We start from the raw sequence: 21278 nt of genomic DNA, 5'->3' as shown, positions 1-21278 counted from the left end.
AATTTTAGAGGCTATGTTTTAGCCGTTTCTTCTATATTCCCCTATTATTTAACCTTTAATTTTAATTTATATAAATGTATGCTTGTATAATTTAGCAGCGTATTCTCTGCTCTAATTCTTTTCTTTCTCTATTTATATTTTCAATCTTCCTTGCATAAAAAAATCCCCCTCTGCATTAAGCGGAGGGGGATTTGAATTAATGAGCTGGCGATGACTTACTCTCACATGGATAACTCCACACTACCATCAGCGCTAAGAGGTTTCACTTCTGAGTTCGGGAAGGGATCAGGTGGTTCACTCTTGCTATTGTCGCCAGCACAACTGTTTATGACTATTCGTTTGGTCTTATTTACACATTGTGTATGCCTAACTTTCATCAAATGAGTTATTAACAGAATATCTGAGTTAATTTAATTTGCACATTGTACTTAGCTTTATAACTAAATCAAGTTGTTTGCAGTGATTTGAACCACAACACCAACTGTTTGGGTGTTGTATAGTCAAGCCTCACGAGCAATTAGTATTGGTCAGCTTCACATATCACTATGCTTCCACATCCAACCTATCAACGTCGTAGTCTTCAACGGCTCTTTAGAGGACATAAAGTCCTAGGGAAATCTTATCTTGAGGTAGGCTTCCCGCTTAGATGCTTTCAGCGGTTATCCCTTCCGAACATAGCTACCCGGCGATGCGACTGGCGTCACAACCGGTACACCAGAGGTTCGTCCACTCTGGTCCTCTCGTACTAGGAGCAGATCCTCTCAAATTTCCAACGCCCACGGTAGATAGGGACCGAACTGTCTCACGACGTTCTAAACCCAGCTCGCGTACCTCTTTAAATGGCGAACAGCCATACCCTTGGGACCTGCTTCAGCCCCAGGATGAGATGAGCCGACATCGAGGTGCCAAACACCGCCGTCGATATGAACTCTTGGGCGGTATCAGCCTGTTATCCCCAGAGTACCTTTTATCCGTTGAGCGATGGCCCTTCCATACAGAACCACCGGATCACTAAGACCTACTTTCGTACCTGCTCGACTTGTGGGTCTCGCAGTTAAGCGCGCTTTTGCCTTTATACTCTACGCGTGATTTCCGACCACGCTGAGCGCACCTTCGTACTCCTCCGTTACTCTTTAGGAGGAGACCGCCCCAGTCAAACTACCCACCAGACATGGTCCTCGTCCCGGATAACGGGACAGAGTTAGAACCTCAATATTACCAGGGTGGTATTTCAAGATTGGCTCCACCGAAACTAGCGTCTCGGTTTCAAAGCCTCCCACCTATCCTACACAAGTAAGATCAAAGTTCAATGTCAAGCTGCAGTAAAGGTTCACGGGGTCTTTCCGTCTAGCCGCGGGTACACCGCATCTTCACGGCGAATTCGATTTCACTGAGTCTCTGCTGGAGACAGCGCCCCCATCATTATGCCATTCGTGCAGGTCGGAACTTACCCGACAAGGAATTTCGCTACCTTAGGACCGTTATAGTTACGGCCGCCGTTTACTGGGGCTTCGATCAAGAGCTTCGCTTACGCTAACCCCATCAATTAACCTTCCAGCACCGGGCAGGCATCACACCCTATACGTCCACTTTCGTGTTTGCAGAGTGCTATGTTTTTAATAAACAGTTGCAGGGGCCTGGTTTCTGTGGCTGCCAATAGCTCAAGGAGTAAATCCTATCACCGTCGGCAGCGTACCTTCTCCCGAAGTTACGGTACCATTTTGCCTAGTTCCTTCAGCAGAGTTCTCTCAAGCGCTTTGGTCTACTCGACCTGACCACCTGTGTCGGTTTCGGGTACGATTCCTATGTAACTGAAGCTTAGAGACTTTTCCTGGAAGCATGGTATCAGCCACTTCACTGTACAAGTACAGCTTGCTATCAGTTCTCAGCATAGAGTACCCCGGATTTGCCTAAGATACATGCCTACAACCTTCCACCTGGACAACCAACGCCAGGCTGACTTAACCTTCTCCGTCCTCTCATCGCATTACATAGAAGTATTGGAATATTAACCAATTTCCCATCGACTACGCCTCTCGGCCTCGCCTTAGGGGTCGACTCACCCAGCCCCGATTAACGTTGGACTGGAACCCTTGGTCTTTCAGCGTGCGAGTTTTTCACTCGCATTGTCGTTACTCACGTCAGCATTCGCACTTCTGATACCTCCAGCATACTTCTCAATACACCTTCATCGGCTTACAGAACGCTCCCCTACCACTTGCAATAAATTGCAAATCCGCAGCTTCGGCATATAGTTTTAGCCCCGTTACATCTTCCGCGCAGGCCGACTCGACTAGTGAGCTATTACGCTTTCTTTAAAGGGTGGCTGCTTCTAAGCCAACCTCCTAGCTGTCTATGCCTTCCCACATCGTTTCCCACTTAACTATAATTTTGGGGCCTTAGCTGGCGGTCTGGATTGTTTTCCTCTTGACTACGGACGTTAGCACCCGCAGTCTGTCTCCCGGATAGTACTCATTGGTATTCGGAGTTTGCATCGGTTTGGTAAGTCGGGATGACCCCCTAGCCGAAACAGTGCTCTACCCCCAATGGTATTCGTCCGAGGCGCTACCTAAATAGCTTTCGGGGAGAACCAGCTATCACCGAGTTTGATTAGCCTTTCACCCCTATCCACAAGTCATCCCCTGGCTTTTCAACGACAGTGGGTTCGGTCCTCCAGTTAGTGTTACCCAACCTTCAACCTGCTCATGGATAGATCACCCGGTTTCGGGTCTACACCCAGCAACTAAACGCCCTATTAAGACTCGATTTCTCTACGGCTCCCCTATGCGGTTAACCTCGCTACTGAATGTAAGTCGCTGACCCATTATACAAAAGGTACGCAGTCACCGAACAAGTCGGCTCCCACTGCTTGTATGCATGCGGTTTCAGGATCTATTTCACTCCCCTCACAGGGGTTCTTTTCGCCTTTCCCTCACGGTACTGGTTCACTATCGGTCAGTCAGGAGTATTTAGCCTTGGAGGATGGTCCCCCCATATTCAGACAAGGTTTCACGTGCCCCGCCCTACTCGACATCATCATATAAGCCCTTTCGTGTACAGGACTATCACCCACTATGGTTGCACTTCCCAGAGCATTCCACTAGAACTTATATGACTTAATGGGCTTTTCCCCGTTCGCTCGCCGCTACTGAGGGAATCTCAATTGATTTCTTTTCCTAAGGGTACTGAGATGTTTCACTTCCCCTCGTTCGCCTCGTATGACTATGTATTCATCATACGATACCTGCCTTATGACAGGTGGGTTTCCCCATTCAGAAATCTCCGGATCACAGGATATTTGCCGCCTCCCCGGAGCTTATCGCAGGCTATTACGTCTTTCATCGCCTCTGACTGCCAAGGCATCCACCACATGCACTTAATTACTTGACTATACAACCCCAAACAGTCGTAGTACCTACAAGTAGTACTAGGACAGATCGATTGCTCGATCATACAGTTTGTTGTTCTGTGTACTTAAACACTGTACAGCTTCAATTCAATTCACATACCAAAACGCTTGATTCAGTTAATTTCGCTAGTAACTCATTTCTTCAATCTTCATCAATCAGTAATAAATCACTGTTAATGTCGATCTTAAAAACGAGTATGAACAAATTATTTCAACTCAAATATATTCTGTTAATGATTTTTCCAGCCTTCGTCAGGTCAGGAAACTGCGATAAATCACAGAAGTTAATAAGCTTTAACTTACTAAGTTCTATAATCTATGGTGGAGACTAGGAGAGTCGAACTCCTGACCTCCTGCGTGCAAAGCAGGCGCTCTACCAACTAAGCTAAGTCCCCAGCTTATCAATAAGTCAATGTTTCTGGTTTTCTGTATTCAGCATTTAACAATGCTTGTTAGTCAGATTTGGTGGGTCTGACAAGACTTGAACTTGTGACCCCACGCTTATCAAGCGTGTGCTCTAACCAACTGAGCTACAGACCCTCAGATACATCGTCATGAAGAACAACTTGTTGTGGATTCTTACCAATCGTCAATCTTTCGTTAAGGAGGTGATCCAGCCGCAGGTTCCCCTACGGCTACCTTGTTACGACTTCACCCCAGTCATCGGCCACACCGTGGTAAGCGTCCTCCTTGCGGTTAGACTACCTACTTCTGGTGCAACAAATTCCCATGGTGTGACGGGCGGTGTGTACAAGGCCCGGGAACGTATTCACCGCGGCATTCTGATCCGCGATTACTAGCGATTCCGACTTCATGGAGTCGAGTTGCAGACTCCAATCCGGACTACGATCGGCTTTTTGAGATTAGCATCCTATCGCTAGGTAGCAACCCTTTGTACCGACCATTGTAGCACGTGTGTAGCCCTGGTCGTAAGGGCCATGATGACTTGACGTCGTCCCCGCCTTCCTCCAGTTTGTCACTGGCAGTATCCTTAAAGTTCCCGGCTTAACCCGCTGGCAAATAAGGAAAAGGGTTGCGCTCGTTGCGGGACTTAACCCAACATCTCACGACACGAGCTGACGACAGCCATGCAGCACCTGTATGTAAGTTCCCGAAGGCACCAATCCATCTCTGGAAAGTTCTTACTATGTCAAGACCAGGTAAGGTTCTTCGCGTTGCATCGAATTAAACCACATGCTCCACCGCTTGTGCGGGCCCCCGTCAATTCATTTGAGTTTTAGTCTTGCGACCGTACTCCCCAGGCGGTCTACTTATCGCGTTAGCTGCGCCACTAAAGCCTCAAAGGCCCCAACGGCTAGTAGACATCGTTTACGGCATGGACTACCAGGGTATCTAATCCTGTTTGCTCCCCATGCTTTCGTACCTCAGCGTCAGTATTAGGCCAGATGGCTGCCTTCGCCATCGGTATTCCTCCAGATCTCTACGCATTTCACCGCTACACCTGGAATTCTACCATCCTCTCCCATACTCTAGCTTCCCAGTATCGAATGCAATTCCTAAGTTAAGCTCAGGGATTTCACATCCGACTTAAAAAGCCGCCTACGCACGCTTTACGCCCAGTAAATCCGATTAACGCTCGCACCCTCTGTATTACCGCGGCTGCTGGCACAGAGTTAGCCGGTGCTTATTCTGCGAGTAACGTCCACTATCCAAGAGTATTAATCTCAGTAGCCTCCTCCTCGCTTAAAGTGCTTTACAACCAAAAGGCCTTCTTCACACACGCGGCATGGCTGGATCAGGCTTGCGCCCATTGTCCAATATTCCCCACTGCTGCCTCCCGTAGGAGTCTGGGCCGTGTCTCAGTCCCAGTGTGGCGGATCATCCTCTCAGACCCGCTACAGATCGTCGCCTTGGTAGGCCTTTACCCCACCAACTAGCTAATCTGACTTAGGCTCATCTATTAGCGCAAGGTCCGAAGATCCCCTGCTTTCCCCCGTAGGGCGTATGCGGTATTAGCATTCCTTTCGGAATGTTGTCCCCCACTAATAGGCAGATTCCTAAGCATTACTCACCCGTCCGCCGCTAGGTCAGGTAGCAAGCTACCCTTCCCCGCTCGACTTGCATGTGTTAAGCCTGCCGCCAGCGTTCAATCTGAGCCATGATCAAACTCTTCAGTTAAAATCATTAGTAGCTTATGGCTACAAATCTTGGCTCATCAATTTTCTGACAAATATTTCTCAAATAAACTTCGAGTAATTTTTACCATCAATCAATGAAATATTTTCGATCGATCAATCAGTAAAAATCCACACAAGTTGTTCTTCATAATCTCTTAATGATCTTCTCACTGATTCGTCATCAGCAAGCTAGGTCGGCTATACTACTCTCTTTCAAGAAGAAGTCAACTGGTTTTGTTAATTATTTTTAAACCTATTCAAGACTTCCAGATTCTACCGCTTGGGCTAAATCCTTGTTTCTCAACAAGTTTTAATCAACATCACCGCCGATGGATGTGCATTCTACAGCATTTCCAAACCAACACAACCCCCTTTACTCAATTATTTATAAAAAAACTCCCACTTGTTTATTTATTCAGCAAAATGACGATTTTTTCTTATTTTTTGAGTGAAAAGGGAACAATTTCTCCAATTTCATTTCGATTTTTTTCTTGCGATTTTTTTTCTTGCCACTTTAATGCACGACAATCCACATATTCACAATAACCACTTTCGCCCTGTTCCTCATAATTATCCATTTTGAGTTGATATTTAAAGCTACCTACATAACCCGCAGCCAAACCAAATTTAAAATCACCACGACTTTGAGCGTAAAGATGAATGTGATGTCCCTGCTCATCTTGATAATGCCATTCAAACTCTCGCGGTAAATACATTTTTTGCCCATTGGGGGTTTTCACAGCAGGATAAACACGATGAACTTGAAAGCAAACCATCCGATCAAACATATGGGTTTGTTGTTTTTGCAAATCACGTATATACATACGTGACTGTACAATTCGATTAAACGAATCTCGAATTTGTTCTAACAATAGCTGACGCTGATCCACCAGATTAATGACTTGATATGTGAAAAACGCTAAGGGTAAATAACTAAAGTCGATACTGCGCGCGTATTCAAAAGCTCCTAACTGGTCAATGTCATAGCGCTGTTCTTTATATTTAACTTCTCCCTGACATCGACACAATACAGACCAATGCTCGGCAAGACCAAAACGCAATTTGGTGAAATGTGAAATCAGTGGTGTTGTTGTTATTTCAATCTCAAAACTCAATTCTGTGTCTTTTCTTTGAATTTGAAATTTTGGGAACGTTCCCATGAGTTGTTCTTTGTTGGCAAATTTAAATGTTTTTTCTTGAAATGAACATTCCGCAGAAATTGAATAACGGTTCAGCTGCCCTGCCATATGTGGACTACTGCTGGCCAATACCGTAGCAGTATCTAAGGGGGTAGTTCTGATTGCACTGTTATTCCGAAACATGGGCGTATTGGGCTGACCAATCATGCTCAAAAAATTTAAGTAATGTAGTGGCGCAGGAAGATTGGGAATGGTTAAAGCTTGATGAATAATTTTATATTTTTTATTGGGTGGGTGATAAGCAGGAAGTGACCGTGAAGGAGCCTGATTAAGTTGTTTAGACTGATCGAGAAAATCTTGAAACAACCACATATCATACTCCTTCTACATATCATTAACTCATGATGGGCTGTGCTGACGTCGTGCTAAAAACGTAGTAACAAAGCCAGATAGTGCATAAATCAAGGAAATGACCAAAATACCCACAGGGATATTGTAAGTCATTGCAGCAAAAATAAAGACCGCGATAGGAAGGACAAAAAATGGAACGCGCTTACGATCTACCGTCTTAAATGAATAATATTTAATATTCGAAATCATGAGGAGTCCAACAGACACAATCACTGCTGCGCTGATGGCTTGAATACCCCGCTCACGAAGATCAAAAATTTCTGGGAAATCGAGTCCGACCCAAACCAATGAAATAATAATAATCGCAGCAAGTGGACTAGCTACACCAATAAAGTAACGCTTATCGACCACACCGATTTGCACATTAAACCGTGCTAAACGGAACGCGGCACAGGCGGTATAGACAAAACAACACGCCAAACCAATACGACCGAGCGAATCCAAACTCCAGCTATACATCAAAATAGCGGGGGCAACACCGAACGCCAATAGATCAGATAAAGAATCATACTGCTCACCAAAAGCACTCTGCGCACCAATGGCTCGTGCAACGCGGCCGTCCAAGCCATCCAATAACGCTGCCAAGAAAATGGCATAAATCGCTTGCTGGAAGTTGCCATTCATACTGGCAATAATGGAATAAAAGCCTGACAACAACGCTGCCGTTGTAATCAGGTTCGGCCACAAATAAATACCTCGACGTTTTACTTTTTGACCTTCCTGTGTATGCTCTTCTTCTTCTACCTCAAAAGTAATCCCATCAAAAGTAGGCGTACTGCGGGGTGAAGATTCGCTTTCAGGTTTATTTATATTTGTCATTCTCTGTCGATCCTAATGTAGCCTTTTCTCTTATAGTCTATCTTTATTCGCCAACTAACCAACGAACAGCAGCATGACCACCATTTTCACTCATACGCAAATGTGGGAACAACCATTGGAGCGCTTCATCTGCATCTTCAGAAAACTTCCAAGGTGGGTTAATCACCAATAGACCACAACCATTTAAGCCCACTGGGGTATCATCTGGCCAAACACATACTTCGCAGATCAACTGACGACGAATACATGTTTTAATCATTTTCTTTTCAAAACGATCAATCATGGCACGGTCTTTGATCGGATACCAAATTGCAAACACACCCGTTGGCCATTTTTTATATGCAGTCGCTATGAGATCAACCAATTGAGGGAAATCTTTACGCTCCACTTCGTAAGGTGGATCAATCATCACCAATCCGCGTTTTTCTTTGGGTGGAATAACGCCAAATAGCCCTTCATACGCATCGCGCTCATGTAAACCCGCGCGTTTATCACGAACGTTGTAATACAACTGTTGGAATACATCACGCTGCATTTCAAAAATGGTGGCTTTGTCTATTTCACGCATGCCTTCCAATGCAAACCATGGCGAACCTGGATAAGCACCTTTGCCTGAACCTTCACGCATTTTTTCAACAATTTTTAAATACTGCTGAACACCTTCAGGTGCATTACGCTTAATTGAGTCATCAAGTTTTACTAAGCGGTGAATACCATTTAAAAACTCACCCGACTTTTGTGCTTCTGAAGTCGATAAATCATATTTACCAGCACCGCCATGCGTATCAATATAACGATACGGTTTATCTTTTTGATTGAGGCGAGTCAAAATCTGAAGCAAAAGGACATGCTTCATGACATCTGCAAAGTTACCTGCATGGAAGTGGTGACGGTAATTCATGTTTCTATCATTCCTAAAATCAATGAGTATTTTAGCATGAAAAATAGTTTCGTTCAGATTGCTTTCATACACTAGAATAACCGTGGCTTTTCTTTGTCTTTTTTAGGTTAATGTAATGGAAGCAGTTCTTCTCCCAAAGTCTTGGAATGTTGATCAAATCCTAGATGATTTAGATCAACATGGTTTTGCCATCATTGATGATGCCTACTCTAATGACTATGTAAATCAACTCATTGAAGAATGTACTTCGAACTTAAACCGCTTTCGTGAAGCTGCTATTCAAAACGGTGTCATCAGCAAGATCCGTAGTGATCACATTTTATGGCTCAATCCCGAGCTCGTTATTTCCAATCATCATGTTCAAGCCCTTTATAGTTTGGGTCAGGAACTAAATCGTGCCTTTTATCTTGGTATTCGAGACGTCGAAGCACATTTTGCTTGCTATAACGCTGGCGAGTTTTATGCCCTGCACCGTGATAACCCTCAAGGCAAAAATGGCCGCATGATTTCTACGGTTTATTATTTACACGAAGACTGGCAAGACGGTTGGGGCGGTGAACTTCATCTGCAAGATAAAAATGACATTTGGCATGTGCTACAACCCAAACCGAATCGTATTGCACTGTTTCAAAGTGACTTGCTGCATGAGGTCTTAGAAGCTAAACATCAGCGTTTATCGATTACTGGATGGTTACGAAGTGACAGTACAATCCTATGATTCAAGCAAAAAGACTTTAAATTGTAAGAAGTATCCTCATATACTGAACATCAATTGATGAGGATGTAACCGATGCGTGCCAGCAGTCAACAAATTATTCAGCGTATTGGTGAAACAGATCAACTCTACCTACAAGGCAATAGCCCTGAATTAGCCCTTGAGCGTGCTGATTTGCGCTTACAGTTGGTCACACTGAGCCAACTGCGCCAAGAGCAAGTCCACTTTTTACAAGAAGCGGTGGTATTACTTGAGCAAGGTCGAATTGAGTTTGAGGAAATGCCTCTATCTTTGTACCTCAATTTGTCTTTGCATCTTGCCAAGGCTTATATGCTGTACTTTGAAATCACCAAAGAAGATCGCTTTGCACTGATTACACAGCAAATTCTAAAACCACTGACCAGCTATGGTCAGGGCGATATTTACCTGTTTTTGGCCTATGCCTCGGTCAGTCGAAAAGAGTCAGCATTGGCACGACACTGGCTTGGCAAATATGCGAAAAGCACCGAGTTTGATTTCGTTTTACTGCGTGAACATGCCGCTTTTGTTGACCTTCATCAAGAAGATTGGTTTATCAAGCTGATGCAAAGTAAATTGCACTAAAATCTACAAATAAAAAACGCCTGAAATCAGGCGTTTTTTTATGGGTCAATTCCACTATGTAAATCACGACGGCATAGGATCAATTTAGGCAGTTTGAAGTTTATAAGCATCAAGATGTAGCTGTTGATTGAGTTCATCAACCATAATCGCCCAATCATCATCCTGAACCAAATGACTGATTAATAGCGCACGTTGAGCGGAATTCCAAAACGGTGCATCGTGTAAAGACTGATGAGCAGGAAGTTGATGCGTACGAATATATAACTCGATGGCAGCCGCACTATTGGCGAGTCCCAGTTGCGAAAATAAAAGCTCTAAGGATGGTTTATGTTGACTGAGCATCTCGGCCTCCTTATCAATACTATTGTCAATTATTATTGAATTAACTTATATGTATTTTCTAAAAAAACCTAGTCATAAAACTAGGTTTGTTGTTTCAATTTGTGATTATAAATGACACGATCCTGAAAGCGTATGTTCTGTATGCAATTGTTCATTTAACAGGTCGACCACCATTGCCCATTCATCATCTTTTTTCCAATTACTGATAATGAAGTCATGCTGTGCTTTTGACCAAAAGGGTGCTTTATGCAATGGAATGTCTGAAGTAAGTTGGTGTGTTTCAATAAACTGATCGATTGCTTCCGCACTCGCATCAAGCCCCAATTGTTCAAATAAAAGTTCTAAAGTCGGTTGTTGGTCAAACATCATTGTTCTCCTCAAGCCCTGATCATGCCCTTTTAGAATAAACCTTTGGCCATCTATGCTCAGTTGTATCTACATCACAGCATGTTATTTTTTGTTCAATAAACACCCCATATAAAAAGCACCCCAAATGGAGTGCTTTTTTCAAAACAGATCTTAAACCGATCGGTTTTTAATTATTTAAGCATGTCAGCAATTGCTGCGCGCTCTTCTTCAAGTTCTTGAAGAGTTTTGTCCATACGCTCACGGCTGAACGCATCGATTTCTAGGCCTTCAACACGTGTGTATTCGCCATTTTCGCAAGTTACAGGAACACCGTACATTACGCCTTCAGGAATACCATAAGAACCGTCAGAAGGAATACCCATCGTTACCCATTCGCCATTTGTGCCAAGAGCCCAATCGCGCATATGGTCGATAGCAGCGTTCGCAGCTGAAGCAGCTGAAGACAAACCACGCGCTTCGATAATCGCAGCACCACGTTTACCAACAGTTGGAAGGAATACATTCGCGTTCCAGTCAGCATCGTTGATTTTGTCTTTTAAGCTTTCGCCGTTTACAGTTGCAAAACGGTAGTCAGCATACATCGTTGGAGAGTGGTTACCCCAAACAGTCATGTTTTTGATGTCTGCTACAGCAACACCCGCTTTTTGAGCAATTTGAGTCAACGCACGGTTGTGGTCAAGACGTAACATTGCTGTGAAGTTTTTCGCTGGAAGATCTGGAGCAGATTTCATTGCGATGTAAGCATTTGTATTTGCAGGGTTACCTACAACAAGTACTTTAACGTCACGGCTAGCAACTTCGTTTAGTGCTTGACCTTGACCGATGAAGATTTCACCGTTCACTTTCAATAAGTCAGCACGTTCCATACCAGGACCACGTGGACGTGAACCAACCAATAACGCGTAGTCAGCATCTTTAAATGCAACTTTTGGATCATCAGTACCGATCATGCCAGCCAATAATGGGAAAGCACAGTCGTCTAATTCCATCATTACGCCTTTAAGCGCAGCTTGAGCTTTCTCAAAAGGAACTTCTAACAATTGCAGAATAACTGGTTGGTCTTTACCTAACATTTCGCCACTAGCGATACGGAATAATAGGCTATAACCGATTTGACCAGCAGCGCCAGTAACGGCAACGCGAACAGGTTGCTTCATGTACTTATCTCCATTTGAGGAACGTTATATGATTAAATAGCTGTTCTATCTAATCTTAATAATCATAAACGGCAAAGATTGTACTCCAATACTTTGGCAGATGCATGTAAAAGAGAATGAATTCCAACAAAAGTATGATAGGAAATATAAATTAATTTAGGGAAAGAGATTAGTAAGAACCTTTGATCGCAAAAGAATTTGGACAGTTTTCTTGTATATTCTCTGCACAACCTTTGTACTGACCATTGGGTTTATAACAGACCTTGACTTCGGTCAAAATATTGGTTTGACGGTGAGTACGGCAGCTAAAACGTAACCCGCTTGCAGGCAATCCAGGATTCAAACGTTGGAACTGTCCACGTAAGCTATGCAGTTGCGCGGTTTTATTTTCAGATGAAGTCAAATCTGCGGGGATTTTTAAACGTTCTGCATAATTAATCACGTTACGGAAATATTGACTGGCACTCATCGGCACACACCCCCCAATCTCTGCCCACAACTGACGACGTGCATGCTCATCAGGCATGACTCTCGCCACCACTTTAGTTTGAAGCGGAGACAATACAGCTGAAGACTTGGTCTGACATTCTCGTGTCGTAGTTTCAGGGTATAAGCCAGTGATATTGAGTGAATAGCCTTCCAAACACTTCCGTTTCTTTGAGCCTTGACTATCGAACAAGCAAACGGCGGGTGTCATTTGAACTTCCATCACATAGCCAAACACGGTCGGTGTTGCATGGACTGACGTCACAAAAAATCCCATAGCAATGCCGCTGCTGATCAACAGCAGAAGCTTTTGCGTTAAGACTGATTGGGATGACATCAAAACCATAAAATGTCTGTGCCTTTATTATTGACTTCTAAAAGGAATATTTTGCATGCGCTGGGTAATAGACTGTGGGCCCTGTCCAAGCAGAACACCATAATGTGTCGCATTACTCATGACATGCTTGACGTAATCACGAGTTTCAGTCAGAGGAATACTTTCTGTGTATTGATCCGCCGCAATCGGCTGATTTTCAGGCTGCCAACGGCGCGCACGATTTGGCCCTGCATTATAACCCGCTGTGGCAAGTACAGGACTGTTACTTAATTGGCTTTGAATCATGGACAAGTAAAATGTGCCATAACGTACATTGGTATTCATATCACTCAGTGCAGCAGGATTATAGGTTTCACCCATTTGTCTAGCGACCAGTTTTGCCGTATCAGGCATGATTTGCATCAAACCACCTGCCCCCACATGCGAACGAGCATGGGTAACAAATCGGCTTTCTTGGCGCATTAACCCATACGCCCATGCAGGATCTATGCCTGCATTGCGACTATGGCTGACCACATAGCTTTGATGCGGCATGGCATAACGATAACTGTAGTTATGCTGCTTGACGGTTCGATCGGCTGCATAGATCGCTCGGTCATACCATCCCATTTCTGTGGCACGTTTAGCAGCAGCCAAAATTAAGCCATCATCTTGTTTTAAATAAGCTTGTCGAACCGCCCAATTCCACTCACGGTTAACATAATTGTCTGGTGCATTGACGTTGCGCAGTGCAAAAGCACGGCTAAAGTGAATATCTTGACTCAAACGTTGCGCATCCGCATTGCTCGGTTGGGTATTGGCTGGAATCGTTTGATAACGCTGACCAATACGATCTTTTGCCAATAAGTTATGATAATCGTCACCTACTGACAATTTTTTGAAGATCTCGCGGGCCAGTGCTTTTGACTTTGCATCACCACGTTGTTCTGAAGCACGGGCTAACCAATATTGCCAGCGATCTTCTTGTTTCTGCGTCACACTCATGCCATCAATGGCACGAATGACACTCTCCCAGGCGCCGAAACGAATGGCTTGACGTGCATAGATTTCAGCTTCTTCTTCACTCAGTGCTAAACCATAGCTCCGATCGAAGGCTTGCAACACTTCCACATTAAAATTGTTTTTCATAACGGTTGTGCCACCGATATACCCCACGGCACGGTACAACGCTTTTTGTACCGCCTCAGGTGTCCCCTCAGCAGCTCGCTTGACCGATGCCAGTGCAGTATTTAGATCACTGTCGGCTAAACGGCCAATCGCATAAATTAAATACGCTTGATCTGCCGCCGATGCTTTCGGTGCGGACCATAGATAGTTCAGGGGATCGACTTGAATACTATTCAGCTGGGCCAAAGACAGATTCATGCCAATGGTTTGTGCGGTTGCAATCGCTTGACCTGATTGCCCTGCACGTAGCTGCGCCCATAAACGTTGTTGTTTGTCTTGCTCCGTCATCAGTGGACTAGACAACATCATGCGCCCTAGCCCTGTACAAGATTCAGGTTGTGAATTGGTCGTGAGCCAAACATCTTTATATTCGGCAAAAACCAAAGGATCGCCTGACTTGGCACGGACTTGCGCCATGGCACAGCTTTCTGCGCGATCTGCATTGGACACATAGGCCAATACCGGCTGTGCAGAAGCAAAGTCGGCCATTTTGACTTTTTCTTCGATGTAATCTGCTGCTAGCTTCTCAGCCATGGCAGATTGCGGATAGCGCTGTGCAAATCCGACAATATTCGCCGCAGGCTGCAACGCCAAATTACTGTTAAGCACCCAATATTCAGGGTAATAGCCCAGCACATCACCCTGCATACTGCTTTGATATTCTTGTAATAAGCTTACATTCCCTGCATTTGCGGCACGTAAGGCATCATTAAACTGTTCATCTGCGGCTTGTGTCGCTGCAGATAGACCCAAGGCAGCCACACCCAACGCAAACACTTGATAATATTTATTCTGTAATCGTTTTAACATGGGTTTGCCTTCAGTCATCTTTGGATTGCCTAGTCTCGTCTCATCATTTTCATTAGTTTAATAACTCATAACAGACTCTATTGTTCTCTTATGTAACCTTATGATTAGACAATATTAATTTTCCTGCATTTTCACTTCACAAATCAATCTTTTTAGCTTCAGATTTAAAGCTATAAGTTTATTCAGATTTCCTGCTAAAATATGCGCCTTTCGTAGATTTCACATGGTGTTTGATCGACCCTTTTTGTCGCCAGCCAAGCTCTGCTTTCGCCGCCACAGATACCGATCAGACACAAAAACCTAGATTTATCCCCCTTAGGAGCCTACATGACGGTTCAAACCTTCATTCCAAATGGTGCCCAAGCTGCCTCAGAAAACACTGTTACCCAGCCACAGCACACCCCAGCCATCGATGGATCAGTTAAAAAACTGTATATCGAAACGCAAGGGTGTCAGATGAATGAGTATGACAGTCATCGTATGGCAGACTTACTTGGCGACTCGCACGGTTATGTGCTGACCCAAGACCCGAAAGAAGCCGATATTCTACTCATGAATACCTGCTCGATTCGTGAAAAAGCCCAAGAAAAAGTGTTCTCTGAATTGGGTCGCTGGCGCAAGCTGAAAGACAAAAATCCAAACCTGATCATTGGTGTTGGTGGTTGTGTGGCCTCTCAAGAAGGTGACAACATTCAAAAACGTGCCAACTATGTCGACATGATTTTCGGCCCACAGACCTTGCACCGTTTGCCACAAATGCTGGATCAGCACTTCGATCAAATCGAAAAACCCAAGAAAGAAAAAATCAAATTGGTCGATATTTCTTTCCCAGACATTGAAAAATTCGACTTTTTACCTGAACCGCGTGTTGAAGGTTACAAGGCTTTTGTTTCAATTATGGAAGGTTGTTCAAAATATTGTTCATTCTGTGTGGTGCCCTACACCCGTGGTGAAGAAGTTTCTCGCCCATTGGATGATGTTTTAGCTGAAATTGCCACTTTAGCCGAAAAAGGTGTCCGTGAGATTTCTTTATTGGGTCAAAACGTCAATGGTTACCGCGGTGAAACATTCGAAGGCAATATCTGTACTTTTGCAGACTTGTTACGTCTGGTTGCAGAAATTCCGGGGATTGGGCGTTTACGCTACACCACTTCACATCCACTTGAGTTTAATGATGACTTGATTGAATGTTACCGTGACCTACCGCAAATGGTGTCGCATCTACATTTGCCCGTGCAAAGCGGCTCAAACGATGTTCTGCAAGCCATGAAGCGTAACCACACCATTGATGTCTATATCGACAAAATTGCCAAATTACGCAAAGTCCGTCCAGATATGCATTTATCCAGTGACTTCATCATTGGCTTCCCGGGTGAAACCGATGCGCACTTTGAAGAAACCTATCAATTCATCAAAGATATGGACTTCGACCATTCCTACAGTTTTGTCTATTCAAAACGTCCGGGTACACCTGCGTCTGAGCTTGAAGACACCACCTCTGAAGAGGTGAAAAAAGAGCGTCTCAGTAAAGTTCAAAAATGGATCAAACGCTCAAGTATTGACAAGACCGATGCCATGCTCGGCACGATTCAACGCGTTTTGGTCGAAAAGGTTTCTGACAAAGATCCAAACTTACTGATTGGTACGGCTGATAATACTCGTTATGTGAGTTTTATTGGTGATGCAGCATGGGTCGGACGTTTCGCTGAAATCGAAGTGACAGAGATTAAAACTTTGAATTTTGTTTATGGTGAACTCTTGAATCTTGAGCCTGACGTGGCGTAATGTAAGGGAATAGATTCTGACTACTTAAAGGAATTCTCTTGACTGCAGCGATTCGACGTACAGTAACTTTTCCTGGGGTTTCAATAGAACGTTTAAAGAGCATGCTCGGTGCTTATAACGGTCATTTGAAACAAATCGAACAGCGTTTAGATGTCACTATTTCCCATCGAGGTGATGCATTTTATGTCGATGGTGAAATGGATGCAGTTGAGAGAGCCGAAGGTCTGCTCCATCGCCTGCATGAAGAAGCAGAAAATACGGCACAAATCAGTGCCGACACCTTACACCTCATGATTCAAGGCAGTCAGACTGACCGTGAATTGCAAGAAGACCTCGACGGGCAAGAGCACACTGGTTTAGATGAAGTATGGCTCCAAACCCGTAAAGGTCGTATCAATCCACGTGGTGCCAACCAAAAGCGTTATGTGCAGCGTATTCTACAAAGTGATATTTCTTTTGGTATTGGACCCGCGGGTACAGGTAAAACCTATCTCGCAGTTGCAGCCGCAGTCGACATGCTAGAACGTAATGAAATTCAACGGATCTTATTGGTTCGTCCTGCCGTTGAAGCGGGTGAAAAACTCGGCTTTCTACCCGGTGATTTAAGCCAGAAAATTGATCCGTATTTACGCCCACTCTACGACGCCTTGTATGAAATGCTTGGTTTTGAAAAAGTAGCCAAACTGATTGAACGTCAAGTGATTGAAGTGGCACCACTGGCGTATATGCGTGGTCGAACTTTAAACCACTCTTTCGTGATTTTAGACGAAGCGCAAAACACCACGCCTGAACAAATGAAAATGTTTCTCACACGCTTAGGCTTTGGTTCGCGCGCAGTGATTACTGGCGATATCACACAGGTCGACTTACCGCGTGGTCAGCAATCTGGTCTGGCGCATGCTTTACGAATCATCGACAAAATCAAAGAAATTCACATTACCCGCTTCCACTCTCGTGATGTGGTACGCCACCAATTAGTGCAAAAAATTGTTGAAGCTTATGAGGGATGGGATGCAGAACAACATCGCTTAACGGCTGAAGCTCGTGCTGAACGCAAAGCGCGTCAAGAGGCCTTAGTGGCTGAAAATGATGCCGCTGCCGATGCTCAGCATTAAGTTAAAGCCTGCGGGCATTTTAAAATGCCCGCAGATGTCATTATTTAAGGATCTATTTTGAAACTGAGTCTTTCTCTACAACAGGACTTTCAAGCACCTGAATTGGTCTTGAAACGTGGTTATATCAAAAAAGTTGTAGAAACTGTTTTACGTCATATTGGCACACAGAGTAACTGTGAAATTGGCATTGCTTGTGTCGACCATGACGAAAGTCATAAATTGAATTTGGAATATCGCGGCAAAGATAAATCCACCAATGTATTGTCTTTCCCGAGTGACTTGCCCGATGAAATGGCACAAATTCTTGACTCATTTCCTATTGGCGATTTAGTCATTTGCATTCCTGTGGTGCTGTTGGAAGCGAAAGAACAAAACAAAGCACCACTGACGCATTTCACCCATATGTTGGTACATGGCACATTGCACCTCATGGGCTATGACCATGAAACGTCAGAAGCAGATGCTGAAGAAATGGAAGGTATCGAAATTGAAATTTTGGCTAAACTCGGTTTTGAAAACCCTTATTTAGAACAATAGCTATTAGATCTAAACAACTCACCCGATTCATCTCGATGTGTCGGGTTTATTTATGCTAAAAATAATGCAAGATGAAAAAAGAGATGAAGAGATTATAAAAATGCATACATCGATTTCAAAACTACTCTGCGTTATTACCCTATTCTGCACCACGCCACTTTATGCCAAGAGCAATGATGAAAATCAAACATCCTGTCAGGAAGTGAAGTTTCAAGACGCAGATCAGGCCTGGGCTGGACATTATTATTTAAACGGCGTTATGGAGGTCGGTTCCGAACTTTTACTAGAGCCCAACGGTAAATTTAAATGGTACTTAGCTGTCGGCTCTTTAGACCAATATGCTGAAGGGACATGGTGGAAAAATGGCAACTGCATTGGTTTAAAAGCATTACCGAAATATAGCAAGCACTTAGAAATTTTTCCTACCCGCCTAGATGTGGAAGAGTCTCATTTAACTGTGACTTGGATCGGTGGACGTCAAGACGGTGCCTATGTACGCGCAACCCAATAAACCGAGCTAACCCAGATAGCATAACAACTTAAAACAATGATACAGCCATTTAAGGTTGAAGTCTGAAAATGAGAATGCGCTGACTCAAGTCAAGACGGCATGTGAATAAGCCTAGACTTATTCACATTTGAATAAAAAACGGCTATTAATAAGCCGTTTTTGTATTTCTCAAGATTTTTAGAATTGATAGCGGAAAGTTAGCGTTGCATTACGTGGTGCACCATATACCATACTATTTTTACCTAAGCCTTCGTAATATTTCTCATCAAACAAATTATTCACATTCAGTTGAAGTTTAATATTTTGATCAACTTGATAAGCTGCCATTAAATTCGCCAACACATAGGCATCTTGCGTAATGCGCCCCGCAGTCTCATCTTTATATGCCTCGCTCTTATAGTTTAAGCCACCACCAAAGCTCCATCTATCGAGTGTATATTTGGTAAATAGATTGGCTGAAGTTCTCGCAGCAGTCGTTTGTACTTTTTTGCCATTCGCATCTTCTGCATTAAAATGAGCGACACCAAAACTCATGTCCCACTTGTCCGTCAGTTTGCCATCTAACTCTATTTCAAATCCTTTACTCTCCACACCATCCGCACTGCTGTAAACATCTACTGGTTTAGTATCAATCTCAATCGATCCACTTTTCTCAGCCACATTATCTTGTTTTGTTAAAAATACCGACATTGATGCATTAAGCTGTTTGTCAAAAAACTCTCCCTTCAAACCTGTTTCATAACTTTTACCTTCACGTGGGTCAAGATATTGCTGATTCGCATCTTGCTTATCTTCTGGTTTAAAAATACCTGTATAGCTGGCATACCATGAGTAATCTTCCAAAAAGTCGTAAATCAACCCTGCGTATGGCGTCACTTTATTATCAAATTTACGATTGCCTTTACCGTCAGCACTTTCATACTCCCAATTGGATACACGTACACCTGTTACTAACTTTAAAGGCTCTAACAAAGTGAACTTACCTGCTAGATAAGCCCCTGTTTGCGTGGTTTTATTAGATGGATTTGCGACATTATTATTAATGGATCCAAGAATTTTTGATGGCGTAAAATTATTAAAATCAATCGTTTCATTATCTAAAGTTGGTGATCCATAATAACGATCAGTCAGCTCACTTTGGTTATACATAAATCCAGCAACAACCTCTTGCTGTAGTCCACCTAAAGTGAAAGGTGCTGAAATATAAACATCTGCATTATTTTGCGTAGTCTTTGAAGTATCGGTGTATGGATATAACCCGCCACTGCTATTGGTTGCTTTATCTACAGAGTCGGACCACAGATATAATAATGCTGTCTCTGCATCAATTTCGCGGTAATCATAATTTACGTTCAACGTAATATCATTAAATAACTTCTGCTTAAATTGGGCAAATGCTGTAGTTGTATTGGTATTCCAATAGGTCCAATCGCTGGTCACTGTTAAATCACGATCAAAATCTGTTAGCGAGCCATCATTATAAAATGCAGGTAACCCCCCCCATTTAATGCCTGAACGATCAAGTTCCTGATAACTTGCACCCACTGACAGATAGGTGCTATCGGTCAGATCTGCATCAAGCACGCCATAAAATAAATTATTTTCTTTTTCATATAAATCTGCGAAAGAGTCTGTGCTTTCATGTTTAACAACAACTCGCCCACGCACAGTACCATCCGCATTTAAAGGTGCAGAAATATCTGCCATGCTATTCCATGCATTCCACGAACCATAAGATGAACTTAAAGTACCTGTTAACTCTTTTGCATTGGCATGTTTACGCACCATGTTAATCGCAATCGAGGGATTACCCGCACCCGTCATTAGCCCATTAGCGCCTTTCACCAATTCCACACGATCATACATACTCAGGTCTGGATCACTTGCAATGTCCAGTTCAGATGAACTCGGAACACCATCAAATAAATAGTAATCCACATCAAACCCACGTGCTGTCGGATATTGACGTTCATCCCAGCGATTGGTCGTTACTCCTGTCACGCTGTTCAACATATCTTGGAAAGAATTAATATTTGCATCATCTAAATACTCACGGGTTAAAACTTTAACCGACTGCGGTGTTTCGCGAAGCGACAAATTTAATTTGGTCGAGGTACTGGCACTTTTAGCAGTATAGCTCTTAGTTCCTTCTGTTACGGCTGGATTCTCTTTCTCAGCCTGAACAGTAATGGTTTCAAGCTGTGTACTTTCATTGCCTACTGTAGATGCTGCAGATACCAACGTCGGGAGAAATACCGTTGCTGCCGCCATAGCCAACATCAGTGGGCTAACTTTGAAGCGATTCAATGTTGGAGAGTTGTACATAAAACTATGTCCTTATAACAGGGATCGAATATTTAAAGGCATGCACACTCTCACCCCATCGCTTCGCTATAAAGAAAGATGCCTCAATGCTTAAAAATATTTAACAAAAAATACACTGCAAATGATAATTATTTTTATTATCAATTCAAGTTTTAAGGAGTAAACTTAATGTATTGTTTTTTATTGTTTATAATGATAAAAA

General features: G+C 43.4%; 15 protein-coding genes, 2 tRNA genes and 3 rRNA genes. 6 read left to right on the top strand and 14 right to left on the bottom strand.

Going from position 1 to position 21278, the window contains the following annotated elements; translation table 11 throughout:
- Positions 1-202: 202 nt before the first annotated feature.
- The 8 genes from rrf to AC0KVP_RS02310 form a co-directional block, all read right to left on the bottom strand.
- Positions 203-317, bottom strand: a 5S ribosomal RNA gene (rrf, locus tag AC0KVP_RS02345).
- Between the two features lie 179 nt (positions 318-496).
- Positions 497-3390 (bottom strand): 23S ribosomal RNA (locus tag AC0KVP_RS02340).
- Between the two features lie 338 nt (positions 3391-3728).
- Positions 3729-3804, bottom strand: a tRNA-Ala gene (locus AC0KVP_RS02335).
- Between the two features lie 68 nt (positions 3805-3872).
- Positions 3873-3949 (bottom strand) — tRNA-Ile (locus AC0KVP_RS02330).
- A 61-nt stretch (positions 3950-4010) separates the two neighbouring features.
- Positions 4011-5548: ribosomal RNA gene (locus AC0KVP_RS02325) — 16S ribosomal RNA — on the bottom strand.
- The 16S, 23S and 5S rRNA genes sit together here with 2 tRNA genes alongside, the layout of an rRNA operon.
- A gap of 436 nt (positions 5549-5984) precedes the next feature.
- Positions 5985-7058 carry a DUF6670 family protein gene (locus AC0KVP_RS02320; RefSeq protein WP_473338670.1) on the bottom strand — a complete coding sequence of 358 codons (1074 nt, stop codon included), beginning with the start codon at positions 7056-7058 and terminating at the stop codon, positions 5985-5987.
- A 27-nt stretch (positions 7059-7085) separates the two neighbouring features.
- On the bottom strand, positions 7086-7916 hold the full coding sequence (gene pssA / locus AC0KVP_RS02315; RefSeq protein WP_473338668.1) for a CDP-diacylglycerol--serine O-phosphatidyltransferase: 831 nt from the start codon (positions 7914-7916) through the stop codon (positions 7086-7088).
- 43 nt (positions 7917-7959) lie between these two features.
- Positions 7960-8817 carry a 23S rRNA (adenine(2030)-N(6))-methyltransferase RlmJ gene (locus AC0KVP_RS02310; RefSeq protein ID WP_473338666.1) on the bottom strand — a complete coding sequence of 286 codons (858 nt, stop codon included), beginning with the start codon at positions 8815-8817 and terminating at the stop codon, positions 7960-7962.
- A gap of 115 nt (positions 8818-8932) precedes the next feature.
- On the opposite strand from AC0KVP_RS02310, the gene AC0KVP_RS02305 reads away from it, so the two are divergent.
- Positions 8933-9535 (top strand): 2OG-Fe(II) oxygenase, encoded by a 603-nt coding sequence (locus tag AC0KVP_RS02305; protein ID WP_473338663.1) that lies wholly within the window; start codon positions 8933-8935, stop codon positions 9533-9535.
- A 72-nt stretch (positions 9536-9607) separates the two neighbouring features.
- Positions 9608-10135 carry a hypothetical protein gene (locus AC0KVP_RS02300; protein WP_004691217.1) on the top strand — a complete coding sequence of 176 codons (528 nt, stop codon included), beginning with the start codon at positions 9608-9610 and terminating at the stop codon, positions 10133-10135.
- Positions 10136-10219: 84 nt separating this feature from the next.
- Here AC0KVP_RS02300 and AC0KVP_RS02295 read toward each other — a convergent pair whose 3' ends face one another.
- From AC0KVP_RS02295 to AC0KVP_RS02275, 5 genes are all read right to left on the bottom strand, one after another.
- Complete coding sequence (locus AC0KVP_RS02295) at positions 10220-10477, bottom strand: DUF2789 family protein (protein ID WP_004691219.1); 258 nt, start codon at positions 10475-10477, stop codon at positions 10220-10222.
- 105 nt (positions 10478-10582) lie between these two features.
- Positions 10583-10843, bottom strand: a complete 261-nt coding sequence (locus AC0KVP_RS02290) for a DUF2789 family protein (protein WP_473340388.1) — start codon at positions 10841-10843, stop codon at positions 10583-10585.
- Positions 10844-11016: 173 nt separating this feature from the next.
- Positions 11017-12003 (bottom strand): malate dehydrogenase, encoded by a 987-nt coding sequence (locus AC0KVP_RS02285; RefSeq protein ID WP_004691225.1) that lies wholly within the window; start codon positions 12001-12003, stop codon positions 11017-11019.
- 169 nt (positions 12004-12172) lie between these two features.
- Positions 12173-12766, bottom strand: a complete 594-nt coding sequence (locus AC0KVP_RS02280; protein ID WP_473340386.1) for a ribonuclease T2 family protein — start codon at positions 12764-12766, stop codon at positions 12173-12175.
- An 87-nt stretch (positions 12767-12853) separates the two neighbouring features.
- On the bottom strand, positions 12854-14821 hold the full coding sequence (locus AC0KVP_RS02275; RefSeq protein WP_473338657.1) for a lytic transglycosylase domain-containing protein: 1968 nt from the start codon (positions 14819-14821) through the stop codon (positions 12854-12856).
- 309 nt (positions 14822-15130) lie between these two features.
- Between AC0KVP_RS02275 and miaB the strand changes: the two genes are divergently transcribed.
- From miaB to AC0KVP_RS02255, 4 genes are all read left to right on the top strand, one after another.
- Positions 15131-16588 carry a tRNA (N6-isopentenyl adenosine(37)-C2)-methylthiotransferase MiaB gene (miaB, locus tag AC0KVP_RS02270; RefSeq protein ID WP_473338656.1) on the top strand — a complete coding sequence of 486 codons (1458 nt, stop codon included), beginning with the start codon at positions 15131-15133 and terminating at the stop codon, positions 16586-16588.
- A 38-nt stretch (positions 16589-16626) separates the two neighbouring features.
- Complete coding sequence (locus AC0KVP_RS02265) at positions 16627-17703, top strand: PhoH family protein (protein WP_004977846.1); 1077 nt, start codon at positions 16627-16629, stop codon at positions 17701-17703.
- 57 nt (positions 17704-17760) lie between these two features.
- Positions 17761-18240 carry an rRNA maturation RNase YbeY gene (gene ybeY, locus AC0KVP_RS02260; protein ID WP_004691232.1) on the top strand — a complete coding sequence of 160 codons (480 nt, stop codon included), beginning with the start codon at positions 17761-17763 and terminating at the stop codon, positions 18238-18240.
- A gap of 100 nt (positions 18241-18340) precedes the next feature.
- Entirely contained in the window at positions 18341-18751 is a 411-nt protein-coding gene (locus AC0KVP_RS02255; RefSeq protein ID WP_473338653.1) for a hypothetical protein, read from the top strand.
- A 177-nt stretch (positions 18752-18928) separates the two neighbouring features.
- On the opposite strand, the gene AC0KVP_RS02250 is transcribed toward AC0KVP_RS02255, so the two are convergent.
- Positions 18929-21076 (bottom strand): TonB-dependent siderophore receptor, encoded by a 2148-nt coding sequence (locus AC0KVP_RS02250; protein ID WP_473338649.1) that lies wholly within the window; start codon positions 21074-21076, stop codon positions 18929-18931.
- Positions 21077-21278 lie beyond the last annotated feature (202 nt).

It is taken from the genome of Acinetobacter sp. DL27 (assembly GCF_055810995.1).
The sequence above is the reverse complement of the archived record's forward strand: the minus strand, read 5'-3'. Positions and strand labels throughout refer to the sequence as shown.